We start from the raw sequence: 15,725 nt of genomic DNA, 5'->3' as shown, positions 1-15,725 counted from the left end.
GGCGGGTCCTCGCGATCGGGGGCGGGGCGGAGGGAGGTGTCAGGAGCGGGAGCCGGGGGAGAGGGGACTCCCGGAGAGGGAGGCGAGCACCTCGCAGGCGAGGTTGCGGGCGAGCGGGACCTTGAACGCGTTGTCGCGCAGCGGCTCCGCCGCTTCGAGCTCGGCCTCCACGGCCTCCCGTACGGCGCTCTCGGTGGGGGCGGCGCCCAGCAGTCTTTCCTCGGCGGCGGTGGCGCGCCATGGCCGGTGGGCGAGCCCGCCGAAGGCGATCGCCACATGACGGACGCGTCCCCCGGAGATGTCGAGCACGGCGGCGACGGAGACGAGCGCGAAGGCGTACGAGGCGCGGTCGCGGGCCTTGCGGTAGCGCGACGGGAGGCCGGCGCGGTCCGGCGGGAGCGTGACAGCGGTGACGATCTCGCCGGGCTCGATGACGGTGTCCCTCTCGGGGTGGTCGCCCGGCAGCCGGTGGAAGGCCGTCGCGGGCACCGTACGGGCGCCGTCGGGGCCCTGGAGTTCGACGGCCGCGTCGAGCGCGACGAGTGCCACGGCCATGTCGGACGGGTGGGTGGCGACGCACTGCGGGGAGTGGCCGAGGACGGCGTGGTCCCGGTGGACTCCGTCGCGGGCACCGCACCCGGTTCCGGGCTCCCGCTTGTTGCAGGGCTTGGTCACGTCCTGGAAGTAGGGGCAGCGGGTGCGCTGGAGCAGGTTGCCGCCGGTGGTGGCGACATTGCGCAGCTGGGCCGAGGCGCCGGCCAGGAGCGCCTCGGACAGCAGCGGGTAGCGGGCGCGGACGAGGGGATGGAGCGCGACATCGCTGCCCCGCACCCCGGAGCCGATCCGCAGGCCGCCGTCCGCGGTCTCCTCGACGGAGCCGAGCGGTAGGTCGGCGAGGTCGACGAGCGTGTCGGGGGCTTCGACCCCGAGCTTCATGAGGTCCACGAGGTTGGTGCCGCCGCCGAGGTAGCGGGAGCCGGCCCGCGCGCCGTGGGCGGCGACGGCCTCGGCGAGGCCGGTGGCCCGTACGTACGCGAACGGCTTCACGCGACCACCCTCCCGTCACCGGGCACCTGGTCCGGGGCATCGGCCTGCGAGAGGGCGGCCACGTCCCGTACGGCGTCCACGATGCGGGGGTACGCGCCACAGCGGCACAGGTTGCCGCTCATCGCCTCCGCGATCCCGGGGCGGCTGAGGTCCGTGGCACCGGGGTCGGCGGCCGCCTCGGCGAGCAGGCCGGCGGCGGAGCAGAGCTGACCGGACGTGCAGTAGCCGCACTGGAAGGCGTCCCGGTCGATGAAGGCCTCCTGCAGGGGGTGCAGACCGCCGGTTCCCTCGCCGCCCAGCCCCTCCACGGTGGTGACCCGGGCGCCGTCGTGGGCGACGGCGAGCAGCAGGCAGCTGTTGGCGCGCCGGCCGCCGACCAGGACGGTGCAGGCGCCGCACTGGCCGTGGTCACAGCCCTTCTTCGCACCGGTCAGGCCGAGGTGCTCCCGCAGCAGGTCCAGGAGGGTGACCCGGTGGTCCACGTCGAGCTCGTACCGCCGGCCGTTCACGTGCAGCCCGACGCTGGAGCGGGTCTCCCGCATTGGATGCGCCACTTCTGCCCCTTTGCCCAGGAATATCGTTAGACCTCCCCTCGGATAACCGGCCGGAGCGGATCTCACACCTCCCGTGTGGGACAAGCGGGTGCGTGGCGGCGGCCCGTCCTCCGTACGGTCGCCCGGTGGCGTCTCCCATGCCGTCGCGCCACCTCCCGGTGTCACGAAGGCCGATGGTTGAACCAGGCACGGCTTTCCGGCTGGTTGGGGCGGACGATCGCCAGGACCGCCGGCACCAACCAGGCGAATCCCAGGAGCGGTATCACCTGGAAGAACGCCCAGCTGAAGGGCAGGGCCGTCCACCCGTAGGCGAAGGCGGACACGCGCAGGTTCCGGTGGCGCGTGGGGAACTTGAGGGCGGAGGTGACACCCCACGCGGAGACCGCAAGGAAGATCAAGCCGGCGAACACGACCATCCCGGCGTGATCCTCGCCCGGCGTGGTGCAACACGGGGTGGATGCGTCACCGTCGCCCCAGATGGAGGTGGCCACAGCCACGCTGTTGGTCACCAGAGCGACTCCGAGGAGGGCCTGCCCGCCGCCCAGGACCATCATCAGCACACGCAGGTTCCGCACAGCGTCCGGCATCCGCGCGCCGGGGGGAATCGGCTCGTGGGGGAGTCCTCCCGGCGCACCGGGGCCTCCTGGTCCCACCGGTCCTGGGCTGCCGTTCGCGGGCGGCCGCTGCCAAGGCCGCCGGCCGCCTGATTTCCCGTCGTCCACGCTCATCCTGACGGTCCTTCCGCTGGAGAGGCCACGCACCTGCGCGCCATGCTCCGGTGGCTCCTGCCCACTGTCCAGCCGCAATCCGGCCGGCGCCGCCGCACCGCTGCGACCGGGCCGCGTACCCCCTCGGGCCACGGCACGGAGCCCCGCGTGGAGCCTCGCTACAGCGTGAGACGGTAACGAACCTCGGTGACGGACACCCCGTCGTAGTCGTCTGCCTGGACGGCACCGTCGGCGGCGTAGCCGGCCCGTTCGTAGAACCGGCGCGCCCGCGCGTTGTCGGCGAGCACCCACAGCAGGACCGAGCCGAAACCCTGGGCCGTCGCAATGCCGTGCACGGCCTGGAGGAGGGAGCGACCGATGCCGGTGCCGATGAGGGAGGGCTGAACGTACAGCGCGTGGAGCTCACCCACGGCCGTGGAAGAGGGCCCGAGGCACGCCCAGCCCACCACCCCACCCCGGGCGTCCACCGCCACCAGATCGGTCGTGACCTTGTCGGGTCCGGTGACGTACTGCCGGCGCCGGTGCGCATCTGCTTCGACCGTCATGCGATCGAGGTAGGACTGGGGCACGATCCCGGCATACGCGGCCTGCCAGCCGGTCACCCGAATCTCCGAGACAGCCGTGACATCGGCTTCGGTCATCACTCGTACGGTCGACATCGCAGCACTGTACGAGAGCCGTCATCGCTGCCACCTGCGAATTTCGCGGCGCCCTGCGGCACAGGTCACCGTTCCTCTCGGCTGCGGCGGTCCAGGAACTCGATCAACCGTGTTTCCGAACGGGCGATCCGTTCTCGCTGTTCGCAGGGGAGCGAAGCGAGGGCGTCGACGAGGACGCGCTCCCGGTGGACATACACCATGTTCCCCGAGTAGATCCGGCACCCCGAGCACCAGGCGAATCCGACGCACCGCTCGAACAGGGTGGACTCGGGCGGGTGGTAGCGGTACTGGTACGAGCGGACGGGCGTCCCGCAGGCGGCGCAGATCCGCCGGTCCCCGTCGGGGACCGTGTCCCAGGTGGAGACCTTGCGCCAATGCTGCCGCCCGGCCGGTGCTCTTCAAGTCGTCATGCCGGCCATCCTCGATCATGCCGAGGCACCCCGTCCACCCGTTTCCGCGCCGCCCGGCCGACGAGGCCGATGCACCCGAGCCCGGGCGAGGGCTGACGTGAGGCGCATGCCGGGGAGCTCCTCGGCTACCTGCTCGAACGGCGAGAGCTTCCACGTCGGGAGGACCCTCGCTCAGGTTCGACTCTCGTAGCGGGAGACCAGGGTCCGTACGGTCGCCGCGATGAGGTCACGCAGTTCGGCAGGGGCCACGACCTCGACGTCGGAGCCCAGGCGCAGGAACTCTCCGTGGGCGTGAGCGATCGACTCGATGGGCACCCGGGCCTGCGTCCATCCGTCCCCCGTGGGTGTCACTCCGAGGCGACGGGCACCTTCCGGGGTGAGCCGTACCAGGGCCTCCCCGGTGTGCAGCCGGGCCCGGAAGTCGGCCAGATGACCGTTCCAGTGGCCGGCCAGATCGAAGCCGTCCGGAACGACGAACTCCTCCTCCAGCGGCCGGACCGCGAGGATCTGGTCGACCCGATAGGTGCGGATCCCGGACGGCCCGCCCGCGACCGAGTACCAGCGGCCCGCCTTGAGCACGAGCCCGTACGGCTCCACCCGCCGCTCGATCTCCTCGGGCGCCCGCCAGCGCCGGTACGTCAGGACCACCGCCCGTCGCGCCCATACCGCGGCGGCGACCGAGGCCAGGTGAGGCGTCCGGTCGGCGTCGCCGTACCAGCCGGGGGCGTCGAGCAGGAAGCACTTCTGGATCCGACCGGCGTGCTCGCGCAGCTCGGCGGGAAGGGCGGCCCGCAGCTTGAGCTGGGCGGTGGCGAGCGCCTCGCCGAGGCCGAGCTCGGCGGCGGCGCCGGGGAGTGCGGCGAGGAACGCCGCCTGCGCCTCGTCCGGGGTGAGTCCGGTGAGCCGGGTCCGGTAGCCGTCGACCAGCCGGTAGCCGCCCGCGTGTCCCGCCGCGCCGTACAGCGGGATGCCGGCGGCGCCGAGCGCCTCGACGTCCCGGTAGACCGTGCGGACGGAGACCTCCAGTTCCTCGGCCAGCTGTTGGGCCGTCATCCGCCCCCGGTTCTGCAGCAGGAGAAGCAGGGTGACCAGTCGGCTCGCGCGCATGCCGCTCAGTATCCACTGACACCGGATGTCAGGAGAGTGCCCCTAGCCTCCGGCGCATGGACGACTTCGACTTCCTGCACGGTTCCTGGGACGTGGCCAACCGCCGCCTCACCACACCGCTCGGCTCAGGCCCCGCCACCTGGGTGGATTTCCCCGGTCACTCGGTGGTCCGGCCGCTGTTCGCAGGCGCCGGCAACCTCGACGAGATCACCTTCCCCACGCTCGCCCGCCAGGGAGTGACCCTGCGGCTCTTCGACCATGGGACGGGGCGCTGGTCGATCCACTGGTCCGACAGCCGGACGGGCCGCCTGGATCCGCCGGTGGTCGGCGGCTTCACCGGCGACCGCGGGGACTTCCACGGCGAGGACACCTACGCCGGCCGCCCGATCGGGGTGCACTTCACCTGGTACCGCCTCGGCCCGGACACCGCCCGCTGGGAGCAGGAGTTCTCCTGCGACGACGGCCGCACCTGGGAGCTCAACTGGATCATGGACTTCACCCGCACCAGGAGCGCCGGCGCATGAGCATCGTCGAACTCCGGCAGTACACGCTCCACCCCGGAGCCCGCGAGACGCTGATCGAGCTGTTCGAGCGTGAATTCGTGACCGGCCAGCGGTCGGTCGGCATCACCGTCGGCGGCCGGTTCCGAGACCTCGACGACCCGAACCGCTTCGTCTGGTTCCGTTCGTTCCCCGACATGGCGAGCCGACGGCACTCGCTGGAGGCCTTCTACAGCGGCCCACTCTGGCGGCAGCACCGCGACGCGGCCAACGCCACCATGATCGACAGCGACGACGTCCTGCTGCTGCGCGGCCCGGGCTTCACACCGGAGCCGGGCGGCCGTGAGGTGGTCGCGACCGTCTGCCATCCGTCCGACGCCGCCGCCTTCGACTCGTACGCGGCCCGGCACCTGGGCTCGGGCCATGCGCTGCACCGCACCGAGCACGCCGAGAACGACTACCCCCTCCTGCCCGTCCGCACCGGGGAGGACGTCCGGGTCTGGTTCGGCCCGTCGCAGCCCCCGCCCTGGCCGACCCGGAGGCTGCGGCTCGAACCCGTGACGCCTCAGCCTCGCGGTGGCATCTGACCCTGCCCCGGCATACCGACCACGACCCGCTCGCCGTGCCGGTCCGTGACCACCGCCTTACGCTCGGGTCATGCGACGCCGCCCGATGCACATGTCCGACGAGGCCCTGGACACCCTGCGCTCCGCGCTGGTGGAGCTGCGTGCGGAGCTGAAGGTCCCCTCGGCCTTCCCCAATCGCGTTCTCAAAGCGGCCGACAAGGCAGCGGCCCAGTCGCACCCGCACCACAAGGACGCCACCCACCTGCCGTTCTTCACGATCGACCCGCCTACCTCCAAGGACCTCGACCAGGCCATGCACCTGGAACGGCGACCGGGCGGCGGCTTCCGCGTGTACTACGCCATCGCCGACGTGGCCGCGTTCGTCAAGCCCGGCGGCCCCCTGGACGTCGAGGCGCACGACCGGATCGAGAGCCTCTACTTCCCCGACCTCAAGGTGCCCCTGTACCCGCCCGTCCTCTCCGAGGACGCGGTCAGCCTGCTTCCGGACAGGGTCCGCCCGGCCCTCGTCTGGCAACACGACCTCGACGCCCAAGGCAACGTGACCACCTCCTCGGTGAGCCGAGCCATGGTCCGCAGCCGGGCCAAGCTCAGCTACCAAGGCGTCCAGCAGGCCATCGAGGACGGTACGGCCGAGGAGTCCGTCGCACTGCTGCGCGAGATCGGCATGCTGCGGGAGAGCGTCGAGGTCACGCGCGGGGGCATCTCGGTGAACCTGCCGGACCAGGAGGTCACCCTCGACGACGGATCGTTCCGGCTGAGCTACGTGGCGACGCTGCCGGTGGAGGGCTGGAACGAGCAACTCTCCCTCATGACCGGAATGGCCGCGGCCCAGATCATGCTCGACAGCGGTACGGGGATCCTGCGTACCCAGAAGGAGCAGGCCGACCAGCACGTGGTCAGGCGCCTGCACGACATCGCCAAGTGCCTGGGCATCGACTGGGGAACCGGAGTCTCGTACGCCGCGCTGGTCCGCACCCTCGATCCGAGAAATCAGAAGCACATGGCCTTCCTCACCGAGGCCACCACCACGATGCTCAAGGCGGAGTACACCGTCTTCCGCGACTTCGGGACGCCCCAGCACACGATGCACGCGACGATCGCGGCCCCGTACACCCACTGCACGGCTCCGCTACGCCGCCTGGTCGACCGGTACACGGGTGACCTGTGCGTGGCGGCGTGCGCGGACGAACCCCCGCCGAAATGGGTGCTCGACGCCATGTACTGCCTGCCGTGCGACATGGCACGGGGGAAGGCGGGTGTCGCGGACCGGCAGACCGTGGACCTGGCCGAGGCCGCGGTGCTCATGCACCGCGTGGGCGAGGTGTTCGACGCCGCGGTCATCGACACCGACGCGGAGTGGAACGACCCCCTCGAGGGCAAGGTGTTCCTGGCCGACCCCGCGGTGCTGGCCAAGGTCGCCTCGACCAACGGCCAGAGACTTCGACTCGGCGCGAGCGTCAGAGCCACGCTCAAGCGGGCGGACCCCTCGTCGGACGGCGACAAGGTCCTCTTCACCTTGCCCTGAAGGTCGTTGCGGAGCGTCGAAGCGTGCTGGACGCCCTGCGGCCACCCCGCGCTCTCCGATGTGGGCCTCTTCCTGCACGGGCAGAGAGCGGGAGACATCGTTCTGACCCGCCCCCTGTTCCTCTTCAGAGGGTGGACCGGCGACCACCTCGACGAGTTCATCCCGGACGCAGAGCGCGTCGCGGGCTGCTGACGTCGCCCACCATCGCGGCCACCGCCCGGACACCCCACCCACGGTCAAGGCGTTCGCCACCGGCCGTCGACCGGGCAGGCGTGCGGGCACGGCCGGCCCCTTCATTTTCATTCGTGCGCTGACCAGCAGCTACGGCATGGTGAGGGCATGACGAAATCTCTCGCGGCGGCAGGTCTGCGGATAGTGGGCGGGTGGGTCGAGCCCGAAGGGCTCATACCGCCCTACATCACCGGCCAGGCGCCGAGCTGCCCGCCTGATGAAGGGCGCGTCGAGTCCGTGTTGGACGTCCTCGATCCCCTGCTGCACGAGAAGGCGAACGCGGATTGGTACCGACTGGCGGTCGAAGGGGGGCTCTTCTCCGAGGCCGACCGTAGGTTCCTCCTCCCTCACAAGCCCGTGGAGGGTGGCCCCGTCCGGTGGTGCTGTGTCGAGTTGCAGGACGACTGGGACATCATGGGCAAGGGCGCCGCCGGGCTGCTCGGCAGCGCGCCGTTGCGCCCCGAGTTCCGCATGCTCTCGCTCGACGGGAACGTGCTGTGCTTCGCCACCACGTGGCAACACTCGATCAGTACCTCGGTGCTGACAGCGCCGCATCGGTCGCGAGTCCTGCGCCGGTTCGCCGAATGGGTTGCCCAGGGGGCGATGGACGGCCCGAACGAGCCGCCTCTGAGCACGGAGGTGCGCCGCTGGCTCGACACCTCTTCCGGCTGACCGGGACGGAGCTCGACGACATCAATAGCGCCGGAGAAGTGCCACACGTCCCGGTCTTGGCGTAGCGCCGACGACTGCCGCTGCCGACACCGCCTACGCCCGCCCAGCATTCGACGCCGACCGCGACGCCATTCGCCTCGCCGACGTCTCGCTCGGATCGATGGCGCCGAATCCGGCGGAGACGCGCGTGGAAGCGGTATCCGTTTTCCAGGGCTCGGGTGCCCATACGTGCTCTGGGGCGCAGCAGCTGGTCCGGCAACTGAGCGTGATCTTCAGTGTCCGTAGGGTCGGAGGCCGCGGGCAGGGGATCAAGGGCGTCCTAGCCGGACCTTAAGGGACGGATAACAGGGAGCCCGTAGCCCCACATCGGCCCGTTCCGGCCGCAAACCGCGCTTAGGGTCACGGGTGTTGACCGAGGCACATTCGATGCCGCCGCTGCACCGGCGGATCGGCTTTACCAAGAGGTTTCTGATGTCCCGAAAGCGAATTGCCCTGGCCTGCGTGGCCGTAGTCGTCGGAGTCTGCTCCGTCGTCGTACCCGTTGCCGCCAACGCGGGAGAGGAAGAGGGCGGCCTCAGCGCCTCCTGCCGCGTCGCGGACCAGGCCACCGTCTGGTGGGCGTCCGGCGAGGTCTCCCTGGCCAACAAGGTGGACCGGCCCGTACGGGACTGGACCGCCGAGTTCGACGTGTCGCAGGGGCAGGTCACTCTCGACAACCCCTGGGCGTACGAACTCCGCCAGACCGGCAAGCACGTCACCATCAAGCCCATCGCCGACCGCGCCGACGTGGCGGCCAAGGGCAACCGGGCCGTCAAGGTGGGGATCAACCCCGACGGCAAGGGCATACCCAAGATCACCGGCTGCAAGGTGAACGGCGCGTCGGGCAACGGGAGCGACACCGGCACGAATACGGCCGTCCCCGCCGACAGTGGATCCTTCGTCAAGGACGACACCGCCGTCCACCTGATGTGGAAGCCGCCCGCCGGCGGCGCCGAGGTCGTGCGCTACGAGGTCTTCCAGAACGGCAAGCAGCTCAAGACCGTCAAGGACACGATGACGGACATCGAGCGACTGGCCCCCGCCACCCGGTACACGTTCAAGGTCCGCGCCGTCCGCGCCGACGGTCGCACCACCGGCTTCAGCAAGGACATCGTGCTCACCACCCTCGCCGCGCCCGGCCAGGACAAGGCGAAGCCGATCATCCCCGCCGACCTGGAGGCGACGGCCTCCGGCCCGTACCAGGCCTCCCTGCGCTGGCGCGCGGCGACCGACGACGTCGCCGTCACCGGCTACCGGATCTACCGCAACGGCGCGAAGGTCCAGGAGGCCGACGCCAAGGCCACCTCGGCCACCGTCTCCGGCCTGACCGCGAGCACCGCCTACCGTTTCAAGGTCACCGCCGTCGACGCCTCCGGCAAGGAGTCCGACCCGACCCGCGAAGCCCAGGTGACGACCACCACCGTCCCCGACGGCACCGGTGGCAAGGCCGCCCCCGGCGACTTCGCCGCCACCACCGCGACGAAGCAGGATGGCGGTGTCACCCAGCACTACCTGAACCTCGCCTGGTCCGTCCCCCAGGGCGTCGGCCAGATCGCCGCCTACCAGGTCTACCTGAACGGCAAGCCCGCCCAGACCTTCATGTGGGGCACCGGCGACCCGGTGCTGCCGGTGCCGACGACCAAGGGTTCGCGCGAGGTGCTCGTCGGCTCCCACCCCGGCACGACGTACACCGTGAAGATCCGGGCGCGGCTCGGCGACGGCACGTGGGGCGCGTTCTCCCGCGAGCTGACCGTGAAGACCGGCGGCTGACCCTCCGCCTGCCGCCTCACGCACACGAACGACCTCATGACCAGGAGCGTCCCCCTCATGCGTACGACCCGCCCCACCACCCCCACGTCCCCCGACCCGGTACGGCCCCCGGCCCGCCGTACCGCCGTCCTGCGCCTCACCGCGCTCGTGGCCCTCCCGCTCGCCGTGACCACCCTCGGCTCCGCGCCCGCCTCCGCTCACGGCTCCACCGCCGATCCGGTGAGCCGCAGCGTGGCCTGCACCAAGAACCCGAAGGCGAGCGAGGCCTGCCGGCTGGCCCTCGCCCAGAGCCCCGGCATCCCCGGAGACTGGAAGTCGATCGTCCAGGGCCGCGCCATCGACCACAGCACCCCGACCTCCTCCCCTCAGCACCGCGCCCGCATAGCCGACGGCAAGCTGTGCAGCGCCGGCAACGCACAGTTCTCCGGCCTGGATCTGGCGCGGGACGACTTCCCCTCGACGACACTGCCCGGCGGCGCCGAGTACGACATCCGCTACGACATCAGCGCGCTGCACAACCCGTACCGCATGGAGATGTACGTCACCAAGGACGGCTACGACCCGAAGAAGCCGCTGAAGTGGTCCGACCTGGAGGACACCCCCTTCCTCAGCGCCGACAACACCGCGGCCACGGCGGCACCCTCGGGCTTCCTCGGCGCGAAGGCGTTCACCTTCAAGACGGTGCTCCCCGAGAAGAAGGGCAAGCACCTGATCTACACGATCTGGCACGGTCTGAAGCGGCCCGACGGCTCCTTCCAGAGCGAGGAAGCCTTCTACTCCTGCTCGGACGTCACCTTCAAGTAGGCGGACGCCGGCAGGCCCCACACCCCGAGCCCGGGTATCCCCTTCCCCGGGCTCGGGGTTCAGCCATCTCCACCGCGGGCGGTACGGTCATGGACGGTATCGCCTCAGAAGCGGACTTCGGCACCCAGCTCGATCAGCGGGTGCAGCGGGTCTTCGACAACCTGGGCTCCGGCTTCGGGGGCGCGGTGGCACTCCTCAGCTGATCGACATGCGTGTAGTGGAGGCCGGTCAGCCCGGCCGCCCGGGCCGCGGCGACGTGGCCCGGGGTGTCGTCGACGAACAGGCAACGCCGCGGTGCCACTCCCACCGCCTGCGCCGCGGCCTCGAAGACCCGGTGGTCGGGTTTGGCCACGCCTATGCGGGCGGTGTTGACGACCGCGTCGAACGCGTCGGCCAGTCCCAGTGCGGTGAGATCGGCTTCCAGCCGCGTGGTCGCGTTGGACACCAGAACCACCGGCACCCGGCTGCGGATCTCGGTCAGGACCTCCAGGACCGCAGTGTCGACACGGCCGCTCAGCGCCGACCAGCCGCTCACGAGATCCAGCGCTCGGTCCAGCGATCCGCAGGCGTCGGCCAGGTCTTCCGCGACGCGCCGGCGCCACTGCTCGTCACTGATCCGTCCGGTGACGGCGGCGTCCAACAGCTCAGGACGAAACGCGGCCGACGCGAGCGTCCCCTCGGCCAGGCCGGCCCCCCGATCGAGCGCGGACATCCCGTCGGGATCCCACAGGCGCAGAACCCCGTCGAAGTCGCAGAGGACGGCTTCATAGGGTGCATCACTCATGATCCAGATCTTGCCAGACCGTGCTTCGCGCCTGAAGTGCGTTGTCCGAAAAGGCAGTTCATGAGCCGATGGCCATGGGTGGGCCGGGTGGACTGCCCTGCACGCTCAACTCACTCTTCGAGCAGTGGGACGCGTTGGTGCGGGAAGTGGAGGAGGGCTACGGATGGTCGGCCCCGGAACTCGCGAACGACCTGTGGTGTCGTTCCGCGTTGGACCGGATCTGGCCCTCGCTGCCACCCATGGGGTGGGACGACCTGACCTTCCCCGGACCGGCCGAGGTGGAGATCGTCGACTGAGAGAACCGGAAGCCGTGGTCGACTGGGAATGCCTCCTGGCCGGCGGCAGCTTCACGGATCTCGTCGACTCAGGTGAACCTCGTACCGTCGCCGGACAGGACGACGACGGGTGCGTCGTCTTCGCGCTCTCGCCCCGGCTGTCGGCCGCGCTCGCCGACGCCGACCGGTCCCGATTGCGGGACGTCGCCACGTCATGGGCCGCGCAGCGCGCGGAGGACGGCGAGGCCATCGACACGAACACGGCGGCCGCCGCCGTGGGCGATCTGGCCGACCTGGTCAGCCGCGCCCGACGTCAGGGCCGAGCCGTGTACTGCTGGGTCGCGTAGGGCGCTTCATGGCGTGTCGAGCTGGTGGTCGGCCCACACGTAACGCTCCGGGAGCAGGTCGGCGACGGGGATCGCCCGGGGGTGGTCGCCCGTGCCGACGATGACCTCGATGGTGGGGAAGTAGTCGAGCAGCACCTGGCGGCATCGGCCGCACGGGGGAACGATTCCCCGGTCCCTGTCGCCCACGGCCACGATCGTGTCCAATTCGTACGCGCCCTGGGCGGCCGCGGCGCCGATGAGGACCAGCTCGGCGCAGGGACCGCCGGTGAAGTGGTAGGCGTTCACCGCGGTGATGATCCGGCCGTCCCGGGCGCGGGCCGCGGCAGCCATGGTGTGGTTGTCGCCGCGGCACCGGGTGCGCGCGACCTCGGTCGCGGCCCGGACGAGTTCCTGGTCGACGGGGTGGGGATCTGCGGTGGTCATCGTCTCTGCCTTCGTAAGGGGTCGGTCGACGTTGACGCGAGGGACACATGGTGCGCAAGCGAGTATCGGGCAGAGCGGTCACGCCGGCGCGGGGAACCGGTGTCAGCGAGTGCTCGGGGTGATGTGGGTGGTGGGGGTGTTCCAGCCCGAGATCCGGACCCGGAGCGCCCCACCGCTCGGACCCGTCGTCCGGTGCTCGGCCGTCAGGACGGCACTCTCACCGGGCCAGAGGCTGATCTGGTTGTCGCTCCAGCGCACCGGCAGCACGGGTGCGCCCCGGCCGTCGACGAGATGCAGATCGGTCAGCAGCGCGGGCGTGTTCCCGCGGCCGGTGTTGCGGAGGGTGACCGTGGTGGTGGAGACGGAGCCGGCGTGGTGCGTCGTACGAGCGGTCGCGGTCACGGTGGCGGCCGCGAGGGAGTTCAGCCCGGTCAGGTCGCCGTAGCTGGTCGTGGGGGTGTGGTACCAGTCGCCGGCGTCGTAGTCCAGGACATCGGGTCGGGTGGAGAGCCAGTAGACGTTGCGGCTGACCTCGCGGCCGGCGCCGTCGGTGAGCGTGAGCCGGACGAGGTACGTGGAATCCGGCCGGCCCGAGGCGGTGACGACGGCGGGCAGGGTGTCCGCGGTGGTCGTCGCGCCGTCGCCGCCGACCCGCAGCCCGCGCACGGTGCGGTCGTAGAGGGAGGTCCCGGCGGTGTCGAACAGGCTGACCCGAGCGGTCAGTCCGGACGCGGCCGCGGCCCGGCGGTTGACGACGGCCACCGTCCGGTCGTCGTAGGAGTACTGGATGTGCAGGGGCTCGTTGGCCTTCTTCGCGCCGTAGTAGGCGCCGCCCTGGTCGAGGAAACGGTCGACGAGCTGCCAGTGCAGTGAGGTCCAGCCGCTGTTGAACATCCAGTAGATCAGCCCGGTCGACGGGGCGGTGGCGTCCGTGGCGTTGCGGGCGTAGGCCTCGAACTGGGCGCGGACGTTCTCGTACTGGCCGAGCTGGGCCTTGGCCACGTAGTCCGACAGGCTGCGCGGCGCGCCGTAGCGGTGCGTGAGGGCCTCGTTGAACAGCTTCAGCGTGTTGAAGGTCCGGGAGGGGGAGCGGTGGTACTGCGGGGCGGCCGGTGACTTCCACAGAGTGTCGAGCTCGGCCGGTGAGAGCGTGCGGCGCAGGGTGTCGAGCGTCGGGATCGAAGGCCCGGCGCTCGTCTCGGAGTTGAAGCCCGTCGCGCCGCCCTCGCGTTTGTCGTACCAGTACGAGGGCGGGACCCAGTCGTAGGGCCCGGTCATCCGCATGCCCGACGGGCCGCTCAGGGCTGTCGTGACGGCGGAGGCGGCCGGGATCACCGGGGTGGGCCAGTCGGCGGCGCGCAGGGCGTCGAGATAGTCGCGCTCGGCCTGCGCGTCGGGTGCGAAGTCGCTGCCGATGAGGAAGGACAGGATGCTGGGGTGGTCGCGCAGCCGGGCGGCCTCGGCGGCCATGGAGGCCCGAGCGGTGAGACGGTCGGCGGTGTTCCACTTCTCGCCCGTGCCGGTGGGGTTGACCTGCCCCTCCCATTTGTCGCAGCACTCCCAGCCGGGCAGCGTCAGCATGCCGTGTCGGTCGGCGAGGTCGAAGAACTCGTCCGGCTCGATATGGCCTTCGAGGCGGAACGTGTTCAGACCGGCGTCGAGCGCGGCCTTGATCCGGTCCTCCGCGGCCGTGGTGTCCCAGCGCAGCAGCTGATCGGCCGACCAGCCGGCACCCCGGATCAGGAGGGGGCGGCCGTTGATCGTGTACCGGCGGGCGCCGGCGGAGTCGAGGGGTGCCCGCACGTCACGGATGCCGAAGGAGTGGCGGACGTCGTCCGAGCGGTGGCCGGTCACCATGGCCGTCAGACGGAGCTCGTACAGGTTCTGGGGTCCCATACCGGCGGGCCACCACAGAGCGGGCCGCTCCAGGCGCAGTCGCGGATGGCGGTCCGAGGCGAAGACGAGCGTACGGGTCTCCCGCGCGCGCAGGGTGACGTCCTCACGCAGCACGATCCCGGTACCGCCGATGGCGGCGGTGACGGTCGCGGTGGTGGTCTCCGGCGAGTCGTTGCTCACCCGCGCCTTCACCGTCAGCTCGGCCGCGCCGGGAGCCGGAGCCGGAGCCGGAGCAGGGGCCGGGGCCGGGGTCGTGGCCGCTCCCGAGGGCGACTCCGTCGCCGGCCTCGTGGCGGGTCGCGTCGCCGGTCGCGTGGTCGGCCGGGCGGTCGCCCCCACGGCCCCCACCGGGGACGGCACGTGCAGGTTGGTCACCACGTGTGCGTCGTGCAGCGAGACCGAACCCCGCCGGTGCACCAGAACGTCACGGACGATGCCCATGTTGGCGTCGGGCGGCGGCTGCAACCAGTCCAGCCAGCCCAGCGTGAGGTGTTTGCGCGGATCGTTGGGCTGGATCCGGAAGGCGACCGTATTGGCGCCGGCCCGCACCAGGCCGGTGATGTCGAGTTCGTGGCGCGTGTACATACCGGCCACCTCGGCGGCCGAGGCCACCCGCCGGCCGTTGACGTACACGTCGGCCGCGGAGACCACCCCGCTGAAGTCCAGCGAGGTGCGTTCCGAGGTGTCGGGGAGCGTGAAGTCGCTGCGATACCACCACGGATCGGTGAAGTCACCGCGCGGGATGCGCTGCTGGTCGGTGGAGTAGAACGGGTCCGGGTGCGTGCCGTCGGCGACCAGGGCGGCGAGCACGGTGGAGCGGGGCCCGGCCCGGTGCCAGCCGGCCGTCGCGTACCCGGGCGTGGACACGGCGGCCGCCGTGTCGGGCACCTCGGCCGCCGACCGGATCGCGAAGCCGGCCAGCGACGCGGTCCCGCCCGGCGGAACCGTCGTCGTGGTGGGCGCGGAACGCGGACCGGCCGGGAGCCGGGGAGCCGCGGCCGAGGGCAGGGCGGCCGGGGCGATCAGGAGGCCCAGCAAGGCCAGAGTCACGGCGGCAACCCGGCGTCGCCGGGTGTGGGCGGGGCGGGGGAGCTGGGACACGACGGTCTCCGGAGGAAGCTGGTCGGACGTTCACGTGACGCGGAGATCAGGTGACAGAACGTAACGCACCCGACCCGAAAGACGGACCGTCACGACCGCACGGCGAGCCGCGCGAGCGGGCCCTGATCCGGGACGGAGTCCAACTGTCCTGATGCGGGACGAGGTTGAAGCGACCGCCCGCAGTTCTGCCTCGGACGTCCGTCGGTGCGCGCGGAACCGGACCGCCGGGCGTGACCCGCGAGACCCGCAGGATCCGCATGGCCTCG

17 protein-coding genes are annotated in these 15,725 nt (G+C 71.2%); 9 read left to right on the top strand and 8 right to left on the bottom strand.

What is annotated here, in order from left to right; translation table 11 throughout:
* Nucleotides 1-39 precede the first annotated feature (39 nt).
* The 5 genes from OG624_RS01190 to OG624_RS01170 form a co-directional block, all read right to left on the bottom strand.
* Nucleotides 40-1,047 (bottom strand): FAD binding domain-containing protein, encoded by a 1,008-nt coding sequence (locus tag OG624_RS01190; RefSeq protein WP_352163288.1) that lies wholly within the window; start codon nucleotides 1,045-1,047, stop codon nucleotides 40-42.
* Nucleotides 1,044-1,589 carry a (2Fe-2S)-binding protein gene (locus tag OG624_RS01185; RefSeq protein WP_371640813.1) on the bottom strand — a complete coding sequence of 182 codons (546 nt, stop codon included), beginning with the start codon at nucleotides 1,587-1,589 and terminating at the stop codon, nucleotides 1,044-1,046. Before OG624_RS01185 ends, OG624_RS01190 begins: the two co-directional genes overlap by 4 nt.
* Nucleotides 1,590-1,762: 173 nt before the next feature.
* Complete coding sequence (locus OG624_RS01180) at nucleotides 1,763-2,176, bottom strand: hypothetical protein (RefSeq protein ID WP_158711925.1); 414 nt, start codon at nucleotides 2,174-2,176, stop codon at nucleotides 1,763-1,765.
* A gap of 311 nt (nucleotides 2,177-2,487) precedes the next feature.
* Nucleotides 2,488-2,988, bottom strand: coding sequence for a GNAT family N-acetyltransferase (locus OG624_RS01175; RefSeq protein ID WP_371638892.1), 501 nt, complete (start codon nucleotides 2,986-2,988; stop codon nucleotides 2,488-2,490).
* 581 nt (nucleotides 2,989-3,569) lie between these two features.
* Nucleotides 3,570-4,505 (bottom strand): helix-turn-helix transcriptional regulator, encoded by a 936-nt coding sequence (locus tag OG624_RS01170; RefSeq protein ID WP_033224320.1) that lies wholly within the window; start codon nucleotides 4,503-4,505, stop codon nucleotides 3,570-3,572.
* Between the two features lie 56 nt (nucleotides 4,506-4,561).
* Between OG624_RS01170 and OG624_RS01165 the strand changes: the two genes are divergently transcribed.
* The 7 genes from OG624_RS01165 (at nucleotide 4,562) to OG624_RS01135 (ending at nucleotide 10,633) form a co-directional block, all read left to right on the top strand.
* The gene (locus tag OG624_RS01165; protein ID WP_371638890.1) at nucleotides 4,562-5,029 is read left to right on the top strand and encodes a hypothetical protein; all 468 of its coding nucleotides are present in this window, start codon (nucleotides 4,562-4,564) and stop codon (nucleotides 5,027-5,029) included.
* Nucleotides 5,026-5,592, top strand: coding sequence for an NIPSNAP family protein (locus OG624_RS01160; protein ID WP_371638889.1), 567 nt, complete (start codon nucleotides 5,026-5,028; stop codon nucleotides 5,590-5,592). Before OG624_RS01165 ends, OG624_RS01160 begins: the two co-directional genes overlap by 4 nt.
* A gap of 70 nt (nucleotides 5,593-5,662) precedes the next feature.
* Nucleotides 5,663-7,117 carry an RNB domain-containing ribonuclease gene (locus OG624_RS01155; protein WP_371638888.1) on the top strand — a complete coding sequence of 485 codons (1,455 nt, stop codon included), beginning with the start codon at nucleotides 5,663-5,665 and terminating at the stop codon, nucleotides 7,115-7,117.
* Nucleotides 7,118-7,123: 6 nt separating this feature from the next.
* Complete coding sequence (locus tag OG624_RS01150) at nucleotides 7,124-7,309, top strand: hypothetical protein (RefSeq protein ID WP_371591944.1); 186 nt, start codon at nucleotides 7,124-7,126, stop codon at nucleotides 7,307-7,309.
* Nucleotides 7,310-7,456: 147 nt separating this feature from the next.
* On the top strand, nucleotides 7,457-8,020 hold the full coding sequence (locus tag OG624_RS01145; RefSeq protein ID WP_033224324.1) for a hypothetical protein: 564 nt from the start codon (nucleotides 7,457-7,459) through the stop codon (nucleotides 8,018-8,020).
* 501 nt (nucleotides 8,021-8,521) lie between these two features.
* Nucleotides 8,522-9,829 carry a fibronectin type III domain-containing protein gene (locus tag OG624_RS01140; protein WP_161295240.1) on the top strand — a complete coding sequence of 436 codons (1,308 nt, stop codon included), beginning with the start codon at nucleotides 8,522-8,524 and terminating at the stop codon, nucleotides 9,827-9,829.
* A gap of 57 nt (nucleotides 9,830-9,886) precedes the next feature.
* A complete protein-coding gene (locus OG624_RS01135) occupies nucleotides 9,887-10,633 on the top strand; it encodes a lytic polysaccharide monooxygenase auxiliary activity family 9 protein (RefSeq protein WP_051763656.1) in 747 nt (248 codons plus the stop codon).
* A 133-nt stretch (nucleotides 10,634-10,766) separates the two neighbouring features.
* Here OG624_RS01135 and OG624_RS01130 read toward each other — a convergent pair whose 3' ends face one another.
* Complete coding sequence (locus OG624_RS01130) at nucleotides 10,767-11,417, bottom strand: HAD family hydrolase (RefSeq protein WP_371638887.1); 651 nt, start codon at nucleotides 11,415-11,417, stop codon at nucleotides 10,767-10,769.
* Nucleotides 11,418-11,485: 68 nt separating this feature from the next.
* Between OG624_RS01130 and OG624_RS01125 the strand changes: the two genes are divergently transcribed.
* Together OG624_RS01125 and OG624_RS01120 are read left to right on the top strand one after the other, a co-directional pair.
* Nucleotides 11,486-11,713, top strand: a complete 228-nt coding sequence (locus tag OG624_RS01125) for a hypothetical protein (RefSeq protein WP_161295234.1) — start codon at nucleotides 11,486-11,488, stop codon at nucleotides 11,711-11,713.
* 14 nt (nucleotides 11,714-11,727) lie between these two features.
* Nucleotides 11,728-12,039, top strand: coding sequence for a hypothetical protein (locus OG624_RS01120; RefSeq protein ID WP_371638886.1), 312 nt, complete (start codon nucleotides 11,728-11,730; stop codon nucleotides 12,037-12,039).
* A 6-nt stretch (nucleotides 12,040-12,045) separates the two neighbouring features.
* On the opposite strand, the gene OG624_RS01115 is transcribed toward OG624_RS01120, so the two are convergent.
* Together OG624_RS01115 and OG624_RS01110 are read right to left on the bottom strand one after the other, a co-directional pair.
* Nucleotides 12,046-12,462 (bottom strand): cytidine deaminase family protein, encoded by a 417-nt coding sequence (locus OG624_RS01115; RefSeq protein ID WP_033224327.1) that lies wholly within the window; start codon nucleotides 12,460-12,462, stop codon nucleotides 12,046-12,048.
* A gap of 102 nt (nucleotides 12,463-12,564) precedes the next feature.
* Nucleotides 12,565-15,408: a glycoside hydrolase family 2 protein gene (locus OG624_RS01110; RefSeq protein ID WP_244290940.1), complete on the bottom strand. Its 2,844-nt coding sequence runs from the start codon at nucleotides 15,406-15,408 to the stop codon at nucleotides 12,565-12,567.
* Between the last annotated feature and the right edge of the window lie 317 nt (nucleotides 15,409-15,725).

The sequence above is a fragment of the Streptomyces virginiae genome (assembly GCF_041432505.1).
Lineage (GTDB): Bacteria > Actinomycetota > Actinomycetes > Streptomycetales > Streptomycetaceae > Streptomyces > Streptomyces virginiae_A.
This window is presented reverse-complemented; position numbering and strand designations above follow the sequence as displayed.